General features: G+C 70.5%; 13 protein-coding genes and 1 tRNA gene. 5 read left to right on the top strand and 9 right to left on the bottom strand.

All coding sequences use genetic code 11. The annotated features are described in order from the left end of the window. Positions 1-11: 11 nt before the first annotated feature. The 5 genes from AC3WLZ_RS13765 to AC3WLZ_RS13785 are packed head-to-tail and all read right to left on the bottom strand — an operon-like array spanning position 12 to position 6,994. Positions 12-695: an ABC transporter ATP-binding protein gene (locus AC3WLZ_RS13765; RefSeq protein WP_492470405.1), complete on the bottom strand. Its 684-nt coding sequence runs from the start codon at positions 693-695 to the stop codon at positions 12-14. Then, entirely contained in the window at positions 695-1,567 is an 873-nt protein-coding gene (locus AC3WLZ_RS13770; protein ID WP_492470406.1) for an ABC transporter ATP-binding protein, read from the bottom strand. The genes AC3WLZ_RS13765 and AC3WLZ_RS13770 overlap by 1 nt, the downstream gene beginning before the upstream one ends. Next, positions 1,564-4,062 carry a hypothetical protein gene (locus AC3WLZ_RS13775; RefSeq protein WP_492470407.1) on the bottom strand — a complete coding sequence of 833 codons (2,499 nt, stop codon included), beginning with the start codon at positions 4,060-4,062 and terminating at the stop codon, positions 1,564-1,566. Before AC3WLZ_RS13775 ends, AC3WLZ_RS13770 begins: the two co-directional genes overlap by 4 nt. Next, a complete protein-coding gene (locus AC3WLZ_RS13780) occupies positions 4,059-6,023 on the bottom strand; it encodes a hypothetical protein (RefSeq protein WP_492470408.1) in 1,965 nt (654 codons plus the stop codon). Before AC3WLZ_RS13780 ends, AC3WLZ_RS13775 begins: the two co-directional genes overlap by 4 nt. Further along, positions 5,933-6,994: a hypothetical protein gene (locus tag AC3WLZ_RS13785; protein ID WP_492470409.1), complete on the bottom strand. Its 1,062-nt coding sequence runs from the start codon at positions 6,992-6,994 to the stop codon at positions 5,933-5,935. Before AC3WLZ_RS13785 ends, AC3WLZ_RS13780 begins: the two co-directional genes overlap by 91 nt. A 334-nt stretch (positions 6,995-7,328) precedes the next feature. Between AC3WLZ_RS13785 and AC3WLZ_RS13790 the strand changes: the two genes are divergently transcribed. After that, a complete protein-coding gene (locus tag AC3WLZ_RS13790) occupies positions 7,329-7,760 on the top strand; it encodes a MarR family winged helix-turn-helix transcriptional regulator (protein ID WP_492470410.1) in 432 nt (143 codons plus the stop codon). Between the two features lie 174 nt (positions 7,761-7,934). Here the strand turns inward: AC3WLZ_RS13790 and AC3WLZ_RS13795 are convergent, their stop codons facing one another. Next, on the bottom strand, positions 7,935-9,431 hold the full coding sequence (locus AC3WLZ_RS13795) for an L-serine ammonia-lyase, iron-sulfur-dependent, subunit alpha (RefSeq protein WP_492470411.1): 1,497 nt from the start codon (positions 9,429-9,431) through the stop codon (positions 7,935-7,937). 146 nt (positions 9,432-9,577) lie between these two features. Between AC3WLZ_RS13795 and AC3WLZ_RS13800 the strand changes: the two genes are divergently transcribed. Beyond that, positions 9,578-9,650 (top strand) — tRNA-Arg (locus tag AC3WLZ_RS13800). A gap of 399 nt (positions 9,651-10,049) precedes the next feature. Here the strand turns inward: AC3WLZ_RS13800 and AC3WLZ_RS13805 are convergent. Then, positions 10,050-10,634 carry a hypothetical protein gene (locus AC3WLZ_RS13805; protein WP_492470412.1) on the bottom strand — a complete coding sequence of 195 codons (585 nt, stop codon included), beginning with the start codon at positions 10,632-10,634 and terminating at the stop codon, positions 10,050-10,052. A 66-nt stretch (positions 10,635-10,700) separates the two neighbouring features. Between AC3WLZ_RS13805 and AC3WLZ_RS13810 the strand changes: the two genes are divergently transcribed. Both AC3WLZ_RS13810 and AC3WLZ_RS13815 read left to right on the top strand, forming a co-directional pair. Further along, the gene (locus AC3WLZ_RS13810) at positions 10,701-11,249 is read left to right on the top strand and encodes a hypothetical protein (RefSeq protein WP_492470413.1); all 549 of its coding nucleotides are present in this window, start codon (positions 10,701-10,703) and stop codon (positions 11,247-11,249) included. Positions 11,250-11,269: 20 nt separating this feature from the next. Beyond that, on the top strand, positions 11,270-11,995 hold the full coding sequence (locus AC3WLZ_RS13815; RefSeq protein WP_492470414.1) for a hypothetical protein: 726 nt from the start codon (positions 11,270-11,272) through the stop codon (positions 11,993-11,995). A gap of 33 nt (positions 11,996-12,028) precedes the next feature. Here the strand turns inward: AC3WLZ_RS13815 and AC3WLZ_RS13820 are convergent, their stop codons facing one another. Both AC3WLZ_RS13820 and AC3WLZ_RS13825 read right to left on the bottom strand, forming a co-directional pair. Beyond that, the gene (locus tag AC3WLZ_RS13820) at positions 12,029-12,358 is read right to left on the bottom strand and encodes a tyrosine-type recombinase/integrase (RefSeq protein WP_492470415.1); all 330 of its coding nucleotides are present in this window, start codon (positions 12,356-12,358) and stop codon (positions 12,029-12,031) included. A gap of 267 nt (positions 12,359-12,625) precedes the next feature. Continuing rightward, positions 12,626-13,015, bottom strand: coding sequence for a hypothetical protein (locus AC3WLZ_RS13825; RefSeq protein WP_492470416.1), 390 nt, complete (start codon positions 13,013-13,015; stop codon positions 12,626-12,628). A 370-nt stretch (positions 13,016-13,385) separates the two neighbouring features. Between AC3WLZ_RS13825 and AC3WLZ_RS13830 the strand changes: the two genes are divergently transcribed. After that, on the top strand, positions 13,386-15,827 hold the full coding sequence (locus AC3WLZ_RS13830) for a DUF4962 domain-containing protein (RefSeq protein ID WP_492470417.1): 2,442 nt from the start codon (positions 13,386-13,388) through the stop codon (positions 15,825-15,827). Positions 15,828-15,919 lie beyond the last annotated feature (92 nt).

Consider the following 15,919-nt stretch of genomic DNA (forward strand, 5'->3'; position numbering starts at 1 on the left):
GGCGTCGCACGTCATGCTCCCCCGATGAGCCGACCGTCGTGGATCTCGACGACCCTGTCCGCCGCCTCCGCCACGATCGGGTCGTGCGAGGCGACCAGAGCGGTCATCCCGTCCCGTCGCGCCCGTTCGCGGATCAGACCGACGACGGATGCCGCGGTCGTGCTGTCCAGCTGAGCGGTCGGTTCGTCCGCGAGAACGACCCTCGGGCGGTGGACGAGCGCGCGGGCCACCGCGACCCGTTGCTGTTGGCCGCCGGAGAGCTCGTCCGGGCGCTGTGCCGCGTGGTCGGACAACCCCACGGCCTCGAGGATCTCTGCCACGCGGAAGCGGCGCTCGCGTGCCGCCGCACCGCGAGCACGCAGCGGTAACTCGATGTTCTCGGACGCGGTGAGGAACGCCACGAGCGGGAACTCCTGGTCGACATATCCCAAGACGGTGCGCCGCAGCTCCGCCACCTCGCTCTCCGACGCTCCCGTCACCCGACGGCCGCCGATCCACGACTCCCCCGCGTCGGGTTCGTCGAGACCGGCGGCGAGGCGCAGGAGAGTCGTCTTCCCCGAGCCCGACGGGCCGCGGAGAACCACGAACTCACCCGCCCGCGCCGTCACCGTCGCGTCGACGAGAGCCGTCGTCTCCGCGGCGCCTACCCCGTAGCTCCGTGTCAGGCCCGTGAGCCGAATCGTCTCGCTCGCCATCACGTCTCCTCCTGCTCCGCCGGCTCGACCCGGACGTGGTCGGTCTCCAGCTGCAGTCGCACCCGGTCCTGCATACCCAGGCGGTCGATGTGCTCCTTGGGCAGCTGCAGGCGCCCCGCCCGGTCGAGCACCGCGTACTCCCGCGCACCTGCTCCGGCATCCCCTCCGCGCCACACCTCGACCGCTGTCCGACCATCGCGGATGCCGACGGTCCGGCGCACATGATCGGCGACACCGGCGTCGTGCGTGACGATGAGAACCGTCACCCCCGACCGCTCGTTCACCTCGCGCAACGCTTCGAGCACCTGCGCGGAACTCGCATCGTCCAGCTCCCCCGTGGGTTCGTCCGCGAAGAGGACTCGGCACCCATTGGCCAGGCCGAGGGCGATCGCGGCGCGCTGGCGCTCGCTCCCGGTCACCTGCCCGGGGCGTCGATCGACGACGGCGGCGACCCCGAGCAGATCGAGCACCTCCGCCGCCCGCGCCGCGCGCTTCGCGCGGGGGACGCGGCCGACCGACAGTGTCAGGTCGAGGTTCTCGCCGATCGTCAGGTGCGGGAGGAAGTTGCGCCCCGTCTGCTGCCAGACGAAGCCCGCCGTCGTCCGCCGGTACTCGGCGCGCTGGCGTGACGACAGCGCGAGCAGATCGTGCCCCGCGACGCGGGCGCTGCCGGCGCTGGCGGTGTCGAGCGCCGACAGGATCGCGAGGAGCGTGGATTTGCCCGACCCGGACGCACCGACGATCGCGGTCAGCTCGCCGCGCTCGACCCGCAGATTCAGTCCCTGCAACGCCTGCACCTCGACACCCGCACCTCGGTAGATGCGGACGAGGTCGACACATTCGATCTCCGGTGCGGATGGGGCCATCTTCATTCCTGCCTCTCGTCACGTCGTCCTCGTCGCCGCGCGGCCAGCATCGCAGTCCCCACGGTCGCTCCCATCGCCGCGATCGCCACCACGGCCGCCGCTCCCGCCGTCGCCGGTACCGCGATCGCCGGAATGTCCACGGCGATGCCGAGCCTGTCCCCCACCCCGCTCGAACCGACGACGACCGTGATGACCGCCCACCCGACACCCCACCCGACGATCGCGGCCGTCGCGGTGATCGGCACGGCCTCGGCGAGCACGAGTCCTCGCACACGATCCGCCCCGATCATCGACAGGACGGATCGCGTGCGTCCACGGTCCGCGGCCGACCCGACGGAGTCGAACACCGCGAGGGCGAGCGCCGCAAGAAGCGCGACGACCGACGCCCCCGTCAGGACCCCGGCCAAGGCCGACACCGTCGGCTCCGCGGTCCGTCGGGCGCTCTCGGATGCCACATCGACGACGTCGGCACCCGGACGATCCGCGCGCACGTCAGCCGCCAGTGTCGCCACGTCGGCGCCCGGTCGAGCACGGATGAGGTCGCAGACCGAGTCGGCGGGCGCGTCCAGCGCGTCGGCGAAAGCGTCGCCGACGAGCACCCACGTCCCCTCGTTCGTCGGGAGCGTGGCATCCGGGACCACAGCCGCCGCGGAGACGGGACGGCCGCCCACCTGCAGGTCGCCGTCGAGCAGCTGCGCGGCGGACGCGGACAGCACGAGCGGCTCGGCGGCGCCCGACGCGGCAAGGTCGGGGATCTCCGGCTGCACCAAGTGGAGGTCCGCGATGTCGGCCGCGAGCACCGTCACCGCACGCAACCGCCCGTCGTCGGTGACGGGGATGCCGGACAGCGTGCGCAGCTGGGCCACCGCACCCGCCGCGTCGGGTTCCGCGACCCCCGTCGCGCCGCCGCAGACCCGGACGTCGGCTCCCACGGTCTGCTCCGCCGCGCGTGCGACGCCGGCACCCGCGACGAACAGAAGACCGACCGCCGAGGTGAGGGTGGCCACCGCGATCACCACGCCGGCGACGGACAGGAACCGGCCTCCACCCCGCGCGATGCGGGCGAGGGCGAGCGACACGCCGATGCGCGGTCCGCGCCACGACCGACGAGACCACGGGATCAGCACGAGCCCGATGCCCCGCACCAGCACCGCGCTCGCGGCGAGCGCGATCAGCAGCGGCGTCGCGGCCAGGAGCGCATCAGACCCCGTCTCGGGGAGTCCGCGCGTGACGAAGAGGGCGACGGTCACCACGGTGAGGATGAGGAGGACGCCCTCCGCCGCGGTGCGCACGAGTCGGGGGAATCCGCGAGGTTTTGTCGCGACGACCGCGACACCCGCCGACAGCATCGCGCAAGCGGCTGCCGCGACGATGACCATCGGGAGTCCGGAGGGCGGGACATCGGGTACGGCGGCGAGCGCCAGAGCCCACCCCAGCAGCGCGCCCGGAATCGATGCCATCAGCATCTCGCCGCCCGCCATCCGGGCAATCCGGCCGCGACTTGCGCCGCGTGCCGACAGCAGCATCCGCTCGTTCCTCCGCCGCCGCTCCGCGGTGACGACCGCGACCACACTCACCAGGACGGCCCCGCCCCACGGCGCCGAGATCAGCAGGGCCGCGAGCGTCTCGAGCGCCCTCTGCTCCGACTCCAGGTCGTGCAGGAGAGCCGAGAGTCTGCTCGAGACCGTGACCGGGTACCCGTTCGGCAGGCTCGCTCCCTGGGTGGAGGCCTTGTCGGCCGCGCGCTCGAGTCCGGTGACGTCGGAAGCCGTCACGCTTCCGCCCCTGACGGGGAACGCCGCGACCAGCTGCGCACGGGCCAGGGCATCCGCGAGCGCCGGGACGGAGCCGGGATCGACGTAGGCCCCGCCGGTCAGGAGGTCGTCGGTGCCGCTCACCCGCTCCGACGTGGGGTGCGCGAACACCCCCTGAGTGGTGGGGAGGGCGCGGTCGGAGTCGACGATCGCGGTGACCACCGCCGTCGCCTCGGTCGCGACGTAGGTCGTGCCCGTCGTAGCACCCAGCCGATCCGCGACCTCGCGCTCCATCGCCACCTCGACCGGTCCGGTTCCCGTCCAGGCCGTCGGCGCGGTTCCTTCGACGACCCTCCACGATTGCTGCAGCGCGGGGGCGGACCCCCAGCGGAGACGCACGAAGTGCCCGTCCGGAGCCGCGGCCGTCACGTCGGGGAAGGCGAGGATCCACCGCGGCGCCCCCAGCGTCTGCCGCAGCGGCACGCCGACGGTGTCCGGGTAGGCGGCGAGGGCCGAGGCGATGCCGTCCACGGAGTCCGCGCCGAGAAACTCCGCATCCAGGTCCGCGCTCCACACGACCGTGGCGGCCTCGGATCCGTCCGCGAGCGCGAGATCGAGACGGCGGTCCGCGACGACGTCGAGGTACCGGGGGACGACGACGAGGGATGCCACGACGACCGCCACCGCGACCGCGACGAGGACCCAGGCGGCCCGGTGCGGGCGGAGCACGTGCCACGCGAGCGTCATTGCATCGCCTCCCGGGCCCGCGCGTCGTCGCGGACCGCGAGGGCGAGCGAGACGGCCAGGGCAGCGACAGAGAAGGCCGCCAGCGGGATGCCGGTCGTCCACGGATCGACGACCACCGCCACCGCAACGGGCTTCGGGAGTGCGCCCGTGACCATGGCCGGCAGGAGGGTCACGGCGGTGACGGCGGCGGCGACCGCCCCGGCGACGACGCCGGCGAGGACGGCTCCGATCTGCTCGCCGATCCGAAGGCGGCGGCGGGCGACGGCATCCATTCCGGCCGCGCGGAGCGAGGCGGCCTCGAGTACCCGAGACCGCCGGACGACCGCGCCGGCAGCAGCGAGCCCGACGAGGGCGAGGACGGCCATTCCCGCCGCCCCCCACCACAACATCGTCACGGCCGCGGCGAGGACTCCTCTCCCGTCGTCGGCCGCGGTGCCGGAGAGCCGCCCGTCGTCGGGCAGGGCTGCGGCGATCTCGTCCGGGGAGGTGCCCGGAACCAGGGCGAGCCACGCGTCGTCGGTCGAGGGCAGGGCGGACTGCGCCGTGAGCCGGTCAGCGACGACGGCCGTCGCGTCGAGGAAGACGGCCGAATCGGACGGTGCTCCGGGGATCGCTGTGACCACGGCGGCGATCCGGACGGCGGAGGAACGTCCATCGGGAGTGAGCGAGAGCGGGAGGGTGTCGCCCTCGTCGACCCCCGCCGCATCGGCGAAGGCGCGAGACACCACCGCGGGCGGAACCGGGCCTACCGGCACGAAACGCACGCGCGTCGTCGCGGAGTCGAACACCGCCACCGGTGGGCCCGGATCGGCCTGAAGCGCGAGCGCGTCGGTGCTGACGTCGACGGGCAGGACGAGGGACCCCAGGTCCACGGGCTCGCCGTCGACGGTGACGGAGGTGAGCGAGACCTGCCCGCCCGCGTCGCCCGTGCCCGTCAACGCCAGCTCGACCGCGGCCAGCCGCCACGCACCGCCGACGGCCGCCGAAACGGGCGGGAGAGAGAATCCGCCCTCGGGCCCAGGGGATACCGATACCGTCCGTGCCCACGCGTCCTCCAGGATCAGCGCATCCGCCACGGCTGCGGTGCCGCGGGTGGCGACGTCGACACGGACCGTCCGGGCCGCCGTCGGGAGGATCGGCCCGGGCGCGTCGCCGCGGGAGGCGTCGACGAGGCGTCCGAGGTCGCCGACGGCCGGATCCCCCAGGGCGGCGATCGCGGCGGGCGCCGCCATGATTACCGACGCGGGGCGGGCCGCGATCGACGTGTCCTCGCTCCACACGGGCGCGACCCCGGCGATCCCGGGGGATGCGGCGAGCCGCGCGAGGGCGTCCGACGTCAGGTCGGACGCGTCCGTCGCGACACGATAGGCGGTGCCCTCCTGCGCGGCGAGCGCGGACGCGTAGGCGTTCCCCCATGAGCTCTGGTACACCGCCGCGATCCCGAGCTGTCCGATGGCGGCGCCGACGAGCATCGCCGACGCGGTCACGGCGAGCGGACGTCGCGCCACTCGCATCGCCCAGAGCATCCTGCTCGCCCCGCCCCGTCGGGCCAGCCTCTCCCAGCCCCGACGCAGCCCCAGAACCGGTACGACGACGAGGATCCCCACGAGGGCGAGCAGCACCGCGGCCGGCGCGGCGACCGCGATCGGGTCGGACGTCGCCGTGCCGCGGGTCGGCCCGAGGGGAGATCCGAGCGAGAGCAGGCGCGCAGCCGAGAGCGCGGCGGCGAGCACGAAGACGGATGCCGCAACCCCGACCGCCCACCGGGGGGATCCACTGACCGCGGGGTCCGTGTTCTGGAGCGCGCGGACGTCCGCGGAGACGAGCAGGGCCACGAGGAGCCCCGGCGCGAGCGTGCCGGCGAGCAGGATCATCGCCGCGGTGGGAACGAGTGGCCCGGGGTCGGGGGTCGCCGCGAGCACGCCGACGGCACCGACCGCGGCGCCGATCGCGCCGGGCACGACCCAGCGGATCGCCTCCCCCGCCACGATGCGCGGCGCGGGGGCACCCTGGCCCAGCGAAGGCGCCGTTCCGCCGCCGTCGCCCCGACGACGAGCACCGCAAAGACGACGAGCACCGCGAGCGCGGTGAGGAGAGCCGACGCGAGCGCGAGGGGCTCCGTGGCACCCAGAACCGCGGCCCGCGCGGAGGCGAGCTGCGCGGTCGGCAGCAGACGTCCGGTCGTGGCGACGTCGTCGGTGGCCACCCCGGCCGCAGCGACGGCATCCGGTAACGCCTGTCCCGCACGCACCGAGGCCGTGAGGGTCGCGAGGCCGAGCTCGTCGGGGCGGGGGCGCACGGTCCAGTGCACGCGTCGATCCGTTGCCTGATCCTCGGCGACCGCGTCGAGCACATCGGGCGTCACGAGCACGGGCCCGGCACCGCCGCTGCGGGCGAACTCGTCGCGGACACCGAACCACCGATCCGCCGCCTCGGCGGACGCGCGCCACACACCGGCGATCGTGACGGTGCGCGAGCCGAGAGCGATCGTGTCCCCGACACCCACTCCCCAGGACTCCGCGAGCGAGGCGGGAATCGCAGCCTCCGCGGGGCCGCCGGGCCAGCGCCCGGCGTTAAGCGGCAGCGGGGGCGTCTCGCCGATGTCTGCGGCCAGGTAGGCCCGCCGACCACCCGCGTCGACGAGCCCGGTCGTCTCGACCGTGTCCACGGCGACCGACGCGCGCGTCGGAAAGGTCGCGGCAATGACCTCACGGACCACGGCATTCTGCGCCTGAGGGTCGGCGTCGCGCGGTAGCGAGAGGTCGATCCCGGTGTCCTCCCCGGACCGCGAGGCCAGCAGACTGCGCGCGCCCGCGTCGGCCGCACCTACGGAGAGCGCCGGCATCGCCATGGCCAGCGCGGTCGCGAGCGCGACGACGGTCGCGATCACGACACCGAGGGTGGCGCGCGGCGAGAGGAGAGGAGAACGCACGAAGCCCCCATCGGCGATCGATGACGCGACACTACTCCCGCCTCGGCATCCGCTCGCCCTCGAGTCCCGGCGCGCCGGGGGAACGAACCCGAGCGACGCGCAGCGCACGTGAGAAAGTCACAAAAAGATCACGGAGACCTCTTCCCCTCCGTTACCTCACCGTTATAGAGTCATCGCACGGTAGCTGTTTTGCTGTGGCGGCTACCGACATGTGATTGCAGGACACTCTGGTGCAGAGGGCCGGTCGGATGCCGCTTCGACCGGCCCTTACCTGTATTCACTGACATGGACGTGGCGCCGCCCCGATGGGCCTGGACGCCTCTACCCTGAGTGCATGACCGATCGTCGCCTCGCCGTCCAGGCCTGGGAGAGCCTGTTCCGCGCGCAGCACGAGGTGTTCGAGGACATCCGCACCGACTTCGAGTGCTCGGAGCTCTCACAGGCCGAGTACGACGTGCTCCTGACGGTGACGCGCCGCCGCGGCATGACCGCGCGACTGCGCGACGTCACGTCGAACATGCTGATCAGCCAGCCGAGCGTCTCGCGGCTGGTCGACCGGATGGTCGCGCGCGGCCTGTTGACCAAGTGCGCCGACCCCGAGGACGGTCGTGGTTCGCTCGTCACCGCGACCGAGGCCGGGGCCATCGCCTTCCGCCGCCTCGCGACCGCGCACGGCAACACGATCGCCGACCGCATGGCGCGCCTCGACGACGCCGAGCTCGCACAGCTCCAGGCCCTCACGGCGAAGCTGCGCGACGAGCGCTGACCCTTCGTCCTCGGCATCCCGCCGCGCCGCGCCGCGCACCCGGCGCGCGCCCCCGACGCCGCGAAGGCACACGTTCCGCGCGAGAGCGCCCGTTCGGGCCGTCCGCGACGTGTGCTGTCGGCCCGATCGTGCGCTTTCGGCGGAGTCGGGTCTCCCCGCGGACCAGGCCCCGCGTCAGCACTCGATGACGTTGACCGCGAGGCCGCCCTCGCTCGTCTCCTTGTACTTCGTCGACATGTCGATGCCGGTCTGCCGCATCGTCTCGACCACGGTGTCCAGCGACACGTAGTGCGTGCCGTCGCCGCGCAGCGCGAGGCGAGCGGCGGTCACGGCCGTCGAGGCGGCGATGGCGTTGCGCTCGATGCAGGGGATCTGCACGAGCCCGCCGACCGGGTCGCACGTGAGCCCGAGGTGATGCTCCATCGCGATCTCGGCGGCGTTCTCGATCTGCCGGTTCGTGCCGCCCATGACCGCCGTCAGTCCTCCCGCGGCCATGGCGCACGCGGAACCGACCTCGGCTTGGCATCCACCCTCGGCTCCCGAGATCGACGCGTTGTTCTTGAACAGCGACCCCAGGGCCGCCGCCGTCAGCAGGAATCTCCGGATCCCTCGGCGTCGGTTCGCCTCGGCCACGTGCGCGTCGTCCCACCCGGCAGCTTCGTCAGGAGTTGCCGCCTGCCCGCGGAACCCGAGCAGGGCACTCCCGACCAGCTCACCGTGCGGGGTGACGGCGTTGCCGACGCCGAGCCCCGAGTCGGCGAGGAACCGCCACCAGTACATCGCCACCGCGGGGAGGATGCCGGCCGCGCCGTTCGTGGGAGCGGTGACGACGCGCCCGCCCGCGGCGTTCTCCTCGTTCACGGCGAGCGCGAACGCGCCGAGCCACTCCCCCGGCAGCTCGCGATGCCCCTCGGCCTGGATCTCCTCGAGCTGCGCACGGATGACCGAGGCGCGGCGCTTCACCTTCAGGATGCCGGGCAGCACCCCGTCGTGCCGGAGTCCGGCGTTGACGCAGGAGGCCATGGCATCCCAGATCCGGTCGAGCCCTTCGGCGATCTCCTCGTCGGACCGCAGCGCCTCTTCGTTCCGCCGCGCGGCCTCGGCGATGGTGATGCCGTGCTCGTCGCACAGCGCGAGGAGCGTCGCCGCGTCGGTGTAGGGGAACGGCACGGGGGTGGCAGCGACCCGCGGCGGCTCGCCCTCGCGGCGGATGAACCCGCCGCCGACCGAGTAGTACGTCTCTTCCGCGAGGATCGTGCCGTCGGCGTCGCGTGCGAGGAGCGTCATCGCGTTCGGATGCCCCGGCAGTCGCGTACGCGGCGCGAGCACGATGTCCTCTTTCGAGAACGGGATGCCGTGGCTGCCGGCGAGCGCGAGCGTCTGGCCGGCGGGCCAGCCCGACCACGCCCGGCGCACGGCATCCGGATCGACCGTCTCGGGGTGAAGGCCCTGGAGTCCCGCGACGACCGCGTCGGGCGTGCCGTGCCCGATGCCGGTCGCGCCGAGCGATCCGTAGAGGGCACAGGAGACGGATGCCACGTTCTGGAGCGCTCGGGTGGAGCGCAGCCGCGCGGCGAATTCTGCGGCAGCCCTCATGGGGCCGACCGTGTGGGAGCTCGAGGGTCCTACTCCGATGGAGAACAGCTCGAACGCCGAGACGTAGGCGCTCATCCGTCCAGCGTACGTCGCGTCCGCTTCACTGTCCGGTCACCCGCTCGCCACGCCCGAGATGTGGCGGCTTCCGCGCCGATTAGACCTGCACGCGGTTCCCGTCTATGCTGGACCACGGCCTGCGCGCCGTTTCGCGCGGAGGCCCTGCGCCCGTAGCTCAATGGATAGAGCATCTGACTACGGATCAGAAGGTTAGGGGTTCGAGTCCCTTCGGGCGCACACTGTGTTGAGACAGTGAAAGGCCTGGTCATCGGAGTAATCCGGACCAGGCCTTGTCTCATTCTTGCGGACATTCTGCGTCGGCGGGGCATTTCAGGGGCATTCCGCGCTCCACAACGAGGGCCCATGGCCAGTGCAACACGGCCCTGATGACGCGCGTGAGCAAGGCGAGGGATTCACGCGCCAGCACAGCAGTGTCGGGGGTCGACCGTAGCGTCTGCCCATGTACTACCGCGACCGTTACTCCGAGACCCTATGTGCCGCGCTGAAGGCCCAGGTTGATGGCCTGGGTCCGTGGATCGAGCGAGGGCGTCGTCGTCGTTCTCGTGGCGTTCACGGTGGGGCGGAGCAGCGCCGGTAGCTAGACGCCCGTCGCGTGCGGTGTCGTGGGTGCATGTGTCACACGACGGGCGGGGGTTCTTTCGCCAGGAAGCCGCTCAGCATCCGCTCGGTGAAGGCGTTCATCTTCTTCCAGTTCGCTCGCCGCGCGAGCCGGTGCCTCGCCCAATCAGGGAACGTCTGGTCGCTATAGCGTTCGATGCCGTCAGCCACCGTGCGGAAGCCCACGGCGATCTCCAAAGCATCGCCGGGGGTGCAGTAGTAAAGCTTGTCTACGTCGGTGCCATTCGGGCGAGTGGACGGTCGCTGACTGCGCACGCCGATGTGCTGACGCACGGACGGCACGTACTCCCAGCGGCTGTGAACGAAGTAGTTCCGTTCGTCCCTGAGGGCGTCAATCGCGTTGATAATCGCGCCGAGCTGGTCGACCTGCTCGTCTGTCAGGGCGAGGTTGTACTGGGCTACCCGGGCGCACATCTGGCAGACGCGCGAGAGGTCTTCTCCTGCGGTAATCACGGCACCGTAGGGCGAGTCGATCAACTGCGAGAACAACTCGCGCATCAGGTCTTCGACGCGCGCTGACTCCGCGGCCACCTCCCCGATGGCGGCGAGCATGGCGCGGGTAGGACGGGAGGACTTGGACATCCGCCCAGCGTGGCAGAGCAACGTCAATACAGGGGGCGGCTGCTCGCTGGAGTTAGGGTCAGGCGCATGTCGGAGACCGTGTGGGTGGCGCGACTGACGGGGGCCTTCACTCTGGCCTCTGGCGTCGTCGGTGTCGTACTGACCCATCGCTATAGCCGTACCCAGGCGGCGGCCGCTCGCCGCGAGGATCGGCGTCGTGACGCCCGCGCCCTGCTGGCGCAGTTCGTCGAGGCGGGCACGCAGTGGGCCGACGCCAACTGGAACATGGTCCCGTTCTTCCAAAAGAACGCGAAGGACCGGACGTTCTGGCTGGAGTGGCCCGACACCGATAGCGGCAAGACGATCCGTGAGCATTCGCTGGCGATCACCCGCACCGGAGGCGAGCTACGCCTGATCGTGGGCGACGAGGAACTGCTCGCTTGGATCGCGGAGGCGACGGCCAAGATGTCCGAGAGCGAGCCAATGCTCGCCCTTATCGACGACGGCAAGCGCATTCAAGCGGGCAAGAACCCGGGCGACGCCCTCGGCGACGCCTGGGCCCACTACCTGCAGGTGCGCGAGGCGTTCCAAGCCGTAGAGGGCCGCGCCGCCGATCTGCTGCGCGGCGCGCTCTAGTCCATAGATAAGCTCACCGGATGTTGCCGATTCCAATCTTCGACACACCCGGGCCGGATGTGGCGTCGAACTGGGGCTCTTTCGTGCCAGACCTGATCGTCGGCGTCTTCACGGGCCTCACGGTCGGTTTGATCCTCGCGTGGACGCAGGCCCGCGCAGCAAAGAAAAAGGAACGCCGGGAGATCGAGTTGCGGTGGGAGGCCCTGCGCCCTCGGGTGGGCGCGGAGCTTCTGGACCCGTGGGACCGGCGCGTCATCATGGATTCGCTGGATGAATTCGCTCACCGGAATGACGGCCTTCTCAAATTGGTAGAAGACATTCCTCTCGCGAGTTGGGCCGATGTTTTGGAGAGCGATGAGTTGCGAAGTCTCCATGAGTTCTCGAAGGCTGCCACCGAGCTCCGTGGTGCTTCGCGCAAGTTTGACGCGTTTCTGCAACATTCCATCGCGCAGCAATTGGTCGAAGACTCGTTCACCGCTAGCGTCGCGGACTGGCACAAGGCGCACGACGACGCCGCACTCGTGCAACCGTTCGCGATGCGTGCTCTCTTCGCTCACCCGTCTTTTCCGTGGAGCCCTGACCAGTTCCACGACATCCGTTCGAGTAGTCCGATTGTTTCGAGAATCGTCGCTCGTCCACCTGTGACGTACGACGACGTTCTCGCCATGGTGCTGCGGGCAGAAGAGCATTACATCGAGTGCACCTCGATAGTTGACGCCGTGATGACCCGCTACTGGTACGACTGATCTCGGCGTGCCGCGAGGGCGAGGCTCGTCCCGTTATGCCAACGCAGAGGCGACGGCGTAGGCGCTGCTGCGCTCCAGACGGGCGCGTGCGCGGTCGTAGCGGCGCGTGGTGCGCGGGTCGGCGTGGCCCATGCTGTCTTGGAGATCGCGGAGGGGCACGCCCGCGTCGAGGGCGAGCGTGGCGTGGGTATGGCGCAGGCCGTGCGGCGACACTTGCCCTTCGATGCCCGCAGCACGTGCGAGGCGCTGCACCGTGGGGAACGCCTCGGATGCAGCCCAGCGCTTGCCGGTCGTCGTGGTGACTTGCCCGTCGTGAGCACCAGGCCCTTCGTCCCAGCTTCGAGTGTGAGCGCGGCGCTCCACGCACCCCAATCGAGCGACACGACGTCGTAACAAGTTCCGCCCCCCTCAATACCGCCGCCCGACCGCAGCCCGCCACTCCTCCTCTCGGTGGGATCGCCGGGCTCACTTCTCGCCACGCCCGTCACCCGCGAGGCGGCACACTTCCACCTATCGATCGGAAGTAACGATCGGCAACCTGCACCGACGACTGAAGGACTGCTCGTCCGACTCCCCACGCCCCGACCGTGCCGTCCAGCTGCTTGAACGAGGTCCTGGACGCCCCCGTGGTCAGATTTCGGGGATTTCGTTTCGCTCGTCCACGGTCGCCCGGAAGTAGTCGTGGAGGTCTTTATCCGGAGAGATGACGATTTCTTCCCCCTCGCCTGCAATTGTCAATACGAGTTCGCGGCTGAATCCATCGGTGATCGGTCGCGCGCCGTCGAGCACGCACAAGAAACCAAATACTGCGGAGTCAGCTACCTGACACATGACACGCACTGCCATCGCGCGATCCTCTTGCGACAGCGCGAGGAACCATTCACTCATTTCGACAAGTGATTTGCGGGGATTGCGGCCGGGAGGCTGTTTCAAGATTGTGATCACGCCGCGAACACTTGACATGTAGACATTTTCATAAATGCTTTCAATGAAGTCTTCCTCAGAGTATTCAGCAACCATCGGTCAAAGTTTCCTCAATTAATTATTCGAGAGCGGAGATTGCATCATCAGGCGCAGACGTATATTCGCGCAAGTCGGCTAGTTCTTTATTTATCAGAGGTTGCCCCCATCTCGGTAACACCGGATACGGCGCCCGGTCGGCCGGCGATCGGCTCAACGGGAGCACACACGCCCATGCCTGCGCCGTTCGAGGCGCATACCGGGATGAGACCCGGGGTCCTGTATGGCGTTCCCGGTCGCAGCGACACCGGCGGTCGTGATGGTGGTCGTGATGCGGGCCACGGCATCCGACGCACTCTTGACCCACGGCTCCTGTTCGCGCTAGTTTGCGCAACAAATCCTCTTTGTTTCTGCGACTGAAGGACTTGATGTGACAGAGCCGTCCGCCCCCTTTCCCCGTCGTGCCTTCTCCCGGCGATCCATGCTCCTCGGATCGCTCGTCGGTGCCGCCGCCGCAGGCGCCGCCCTCGGAGGAGGCCTCACCCGCCCGGCCACGGGCACCGTTCCCCCCGCCACCGGACTGATCGATCCGGCGTTGGCCGGCGTTCACCCGCGCCTCATCCTCGGCACGCGAGTGTCGCTCACCGAACTGCAGCGTCGAGCCGCCGCGCCCGCGTACGCGCCGTTCGTCACCAGCCTGATCAACTACGCCAACGGCCGCGCCGCCCTGCCGACGATCACCGGCAACGGCGACGACAATCAGTGGCAATCCGTGTACTGGACCCTTCCCGAACTGGCGATGGCGTACCTCATCACCGGGAACTCCACCTACTCCACGAAGCTGCGGAACTGGACGCTGTACGTCTGCGACCCCGCCACCCGCCCCCAGTGGGGAGGCGAGAACGGCGGGTCGATGGGCAACGCCGCTGGCCTCATCGGCGTCTCGGTCGCGTACGACTGGTGCTACGACCTCTTCTCCCCCGCCGAACGCGCCACCATCCGCGACAAGCTCGCGCTGCAGGCCGACCGCCTCATCGAGCAGTTCGGCAACACCTCGGTCGCGACGGATGCCTACTGGAAGAACGACCCGCAGCCCAACCACCGGCACTTCCGCGTCGACGGCATCACCGCCGCCGCCGCCGCGATCTACGGTGACGGCGCAGCGGACACCGGCGAGAGCGACGACTACCGCCTGGAGTTCGCCCGCTCCCAGTTGCGACACGTGCTGACGTGGATCTCGCCGGACGGGTCGCAGCACGAGAGCATCACGTACGCGGTCTACGGCAACGAGCACATCGTCCGCGCCGTCGACATCTTCGACGGCATCGGCGGGGGCGACCTGTGGGCCGAGCCCGAACTCCCGGGCATGGCCTCGTTCAAGGTCGACATGTCGTTGCCGGGCTTCCCCGCGCAGTTCTCCTACGGCGACACCGACGGCAGCCAGTACTACTTCAACCCGTTCCTGTGGCGGATCGCCGGCAAGTACGGCGACGAGCAGGTCCAGGACTTCCTGCACCGGCTGTACACGTCGAGTACCGCGGGGGCGACGTCGTTCTTCTACAACGCGTGGAACCTCCTGTGGTTCGACGACTCGCTCGCCGCCACCGGGCTCGACGACCGTCCGACGACACGGCTGTACAGCGACCTCGGGGTCGTGGCATCCCGCTCCGGCTGGGCCAATACCGACGTCTCACTCCACGTGAAGGCCGGCGTCATGGGCGGCCGTCGCCTCAACCAATGGCGTGACCGCCTCGGGAACAACGTCACCTACATCAACGTCGGACACGACCACCCCGACGGTGGGCACTTCAGCATGTCGTTCGGCGGGGCCGTGTTCGGGTCGTACGCCCCGTACGGCGCGTATCTGACGAAGCAGACGAACGCGATCGTCGCGGGCAGCGACGTCGGGCAGGCCGGAGAGCGCGCGAGCGGCTTCACCCAGCCCTACGCGGACATGCGGGATCGCGCGTCGATCCCGGCGGTGTGCAGCCTCGGCGACGACACGATCATCGCGGCCGACGTCACGGGCCTCTACGCCGCGCCGAGCACCTCCGGGATCACCCGCGCGCGCCGGACGATCGCGTTCCTCGATCGGGAGGCGGCTGTCATCCTCGACGACGTCACGGCCGGCACCGCGAAGGACCTGCACTCGCTGTTCCACAGCAAGGGCACCGTCACCGACGTCACCGGCGGATCGGACATCGCGCAGACCGTCGGATCCGCCACCGTCACGGCGCGCTACCTGCAGTCCTCGCCCGACTCCGGTGCCACGTTCTCGCACGCGGCGGACGCGTTGGCCGCGCTCGGCACGACGTGGCGGTCGACGGTCCCGGCGGCGCAGACGGCCCGCTTCGCCGCGGCGCTCGTACCGCAGCGCTCCGCATCGGATGCTGCGACCCTGGCCTCGGCGGTGGCGACAGGTCAGCTGAGTGCCGACCTCACCCGCCCGGGGAGGATCGACACGGTCGCTGTCGCGACGACCAGCGACGGACGAGGGACGATCTCGGTCCCGGGAGCACAGGCGGATGCCCGCGCCCTGGTGGTCCGCCGCGCGTCCACCTCGGCCGACCCGGATGTCCTGACCGTCGTGGATGCCGCCTCCGCCGTCGTCGCGGGGATCAGCGTGGCTGTGCAGGGCGGACGGCGCAACCTCCGGTTCGGCGTCGAGTCCGGAGGCATCCGGATCCGCCTCACCGGTGTGCTCCCGGACGATCTGCCCGGCGCCGACCTCGTGCTCGGTCAGCTGACTCCGGGGGCGATCGACGTGACCGTCGACGGCACCGTCCAGCACCTCACCGTCGGCGGCGACGGAAAGGTGACGGTGTCCCTCACGCCGGCCGATCAGCACGAGCTGCTCGTCCCGCACCCGTAGTCCCTGAGCCCGAGGCCCGGGCCTCCCGCCCACCGACACCGCGTCGGTGCGGCGGGGGCCCGGGTCTTTCGTTCGTCGTCGAGAGGGGATGC

The sequence above is a fragment of the Microbacterium sp. FW305-3-2-15-F-LB2 genome, from assembly GCF_058787255.1.

Coding starts and splice junctions, on each gene's coding strand:
- AC3WLZ_RS13765 (WP_492470405.1), bottom strand. CDS start 695: ATGGCGAGCGAGACGATTCGGCTCACGGGCCTGACACGGAGCTACGGG.
- AC3WLZ_RS13770 (WP_492470406.1), bottom strand. CDS start 1,567: ATGAAGATGGCCCCATCCGCACCGGAGATCGAATGTGTCGACCTCGTC.
- AC3WLZ_RS13775 (WP_492470407.1), bottom strand. CDS start 4,062: ATGACGCTCGCGTGGCACGTGCTCCGCCCGCACCGGGCCGCCTGGGTC.
- AC3WLZ_RS13790 (WP_492470410.1), top strand. CDS start 7,329: ATGACCGATCGTCGCCTCGCCGTCCAGGCCTGGGAGAGCCTGTTCCGC.
- AC3WLZ_RS13795 (WP_492470411.1), bottom strand. CDS start 9,431: ATGAGCGCCTACGTCTCGGCGTTCGAGCTGTTCTCCATCGGAGTAGGA.
- AC3WLZ_RS13805 (WP_492470412.1), bottom strand. CDS start 10,634: ATGTCCAAGTCCTCCCGTCCTACCCGCGCCATGCTCGCCGCCATCGGG.
- AC3WLZ_RS13810 (WP_492470413.1), top strand. CDS start 10,701: ATGTCGGAGACCGTGTGGGTGGCGCGACTGACGGGGGCCTTCACTCTG.
- AC3WLZ_RS13815 (WP_492470414.1), top strand. CDS start 11,270: ATGTTGCCGATTCCAATCTTCGACACACCCGGGCCGGATGTGGCGTCG.
- AC3WLZ_RS13825 (WP_492470416.1), bottom strand. CDS start 13,015: ATGGTTGCTGAATACTCTGAGGAAGACTTCATTGAAAGCATTTATGAA.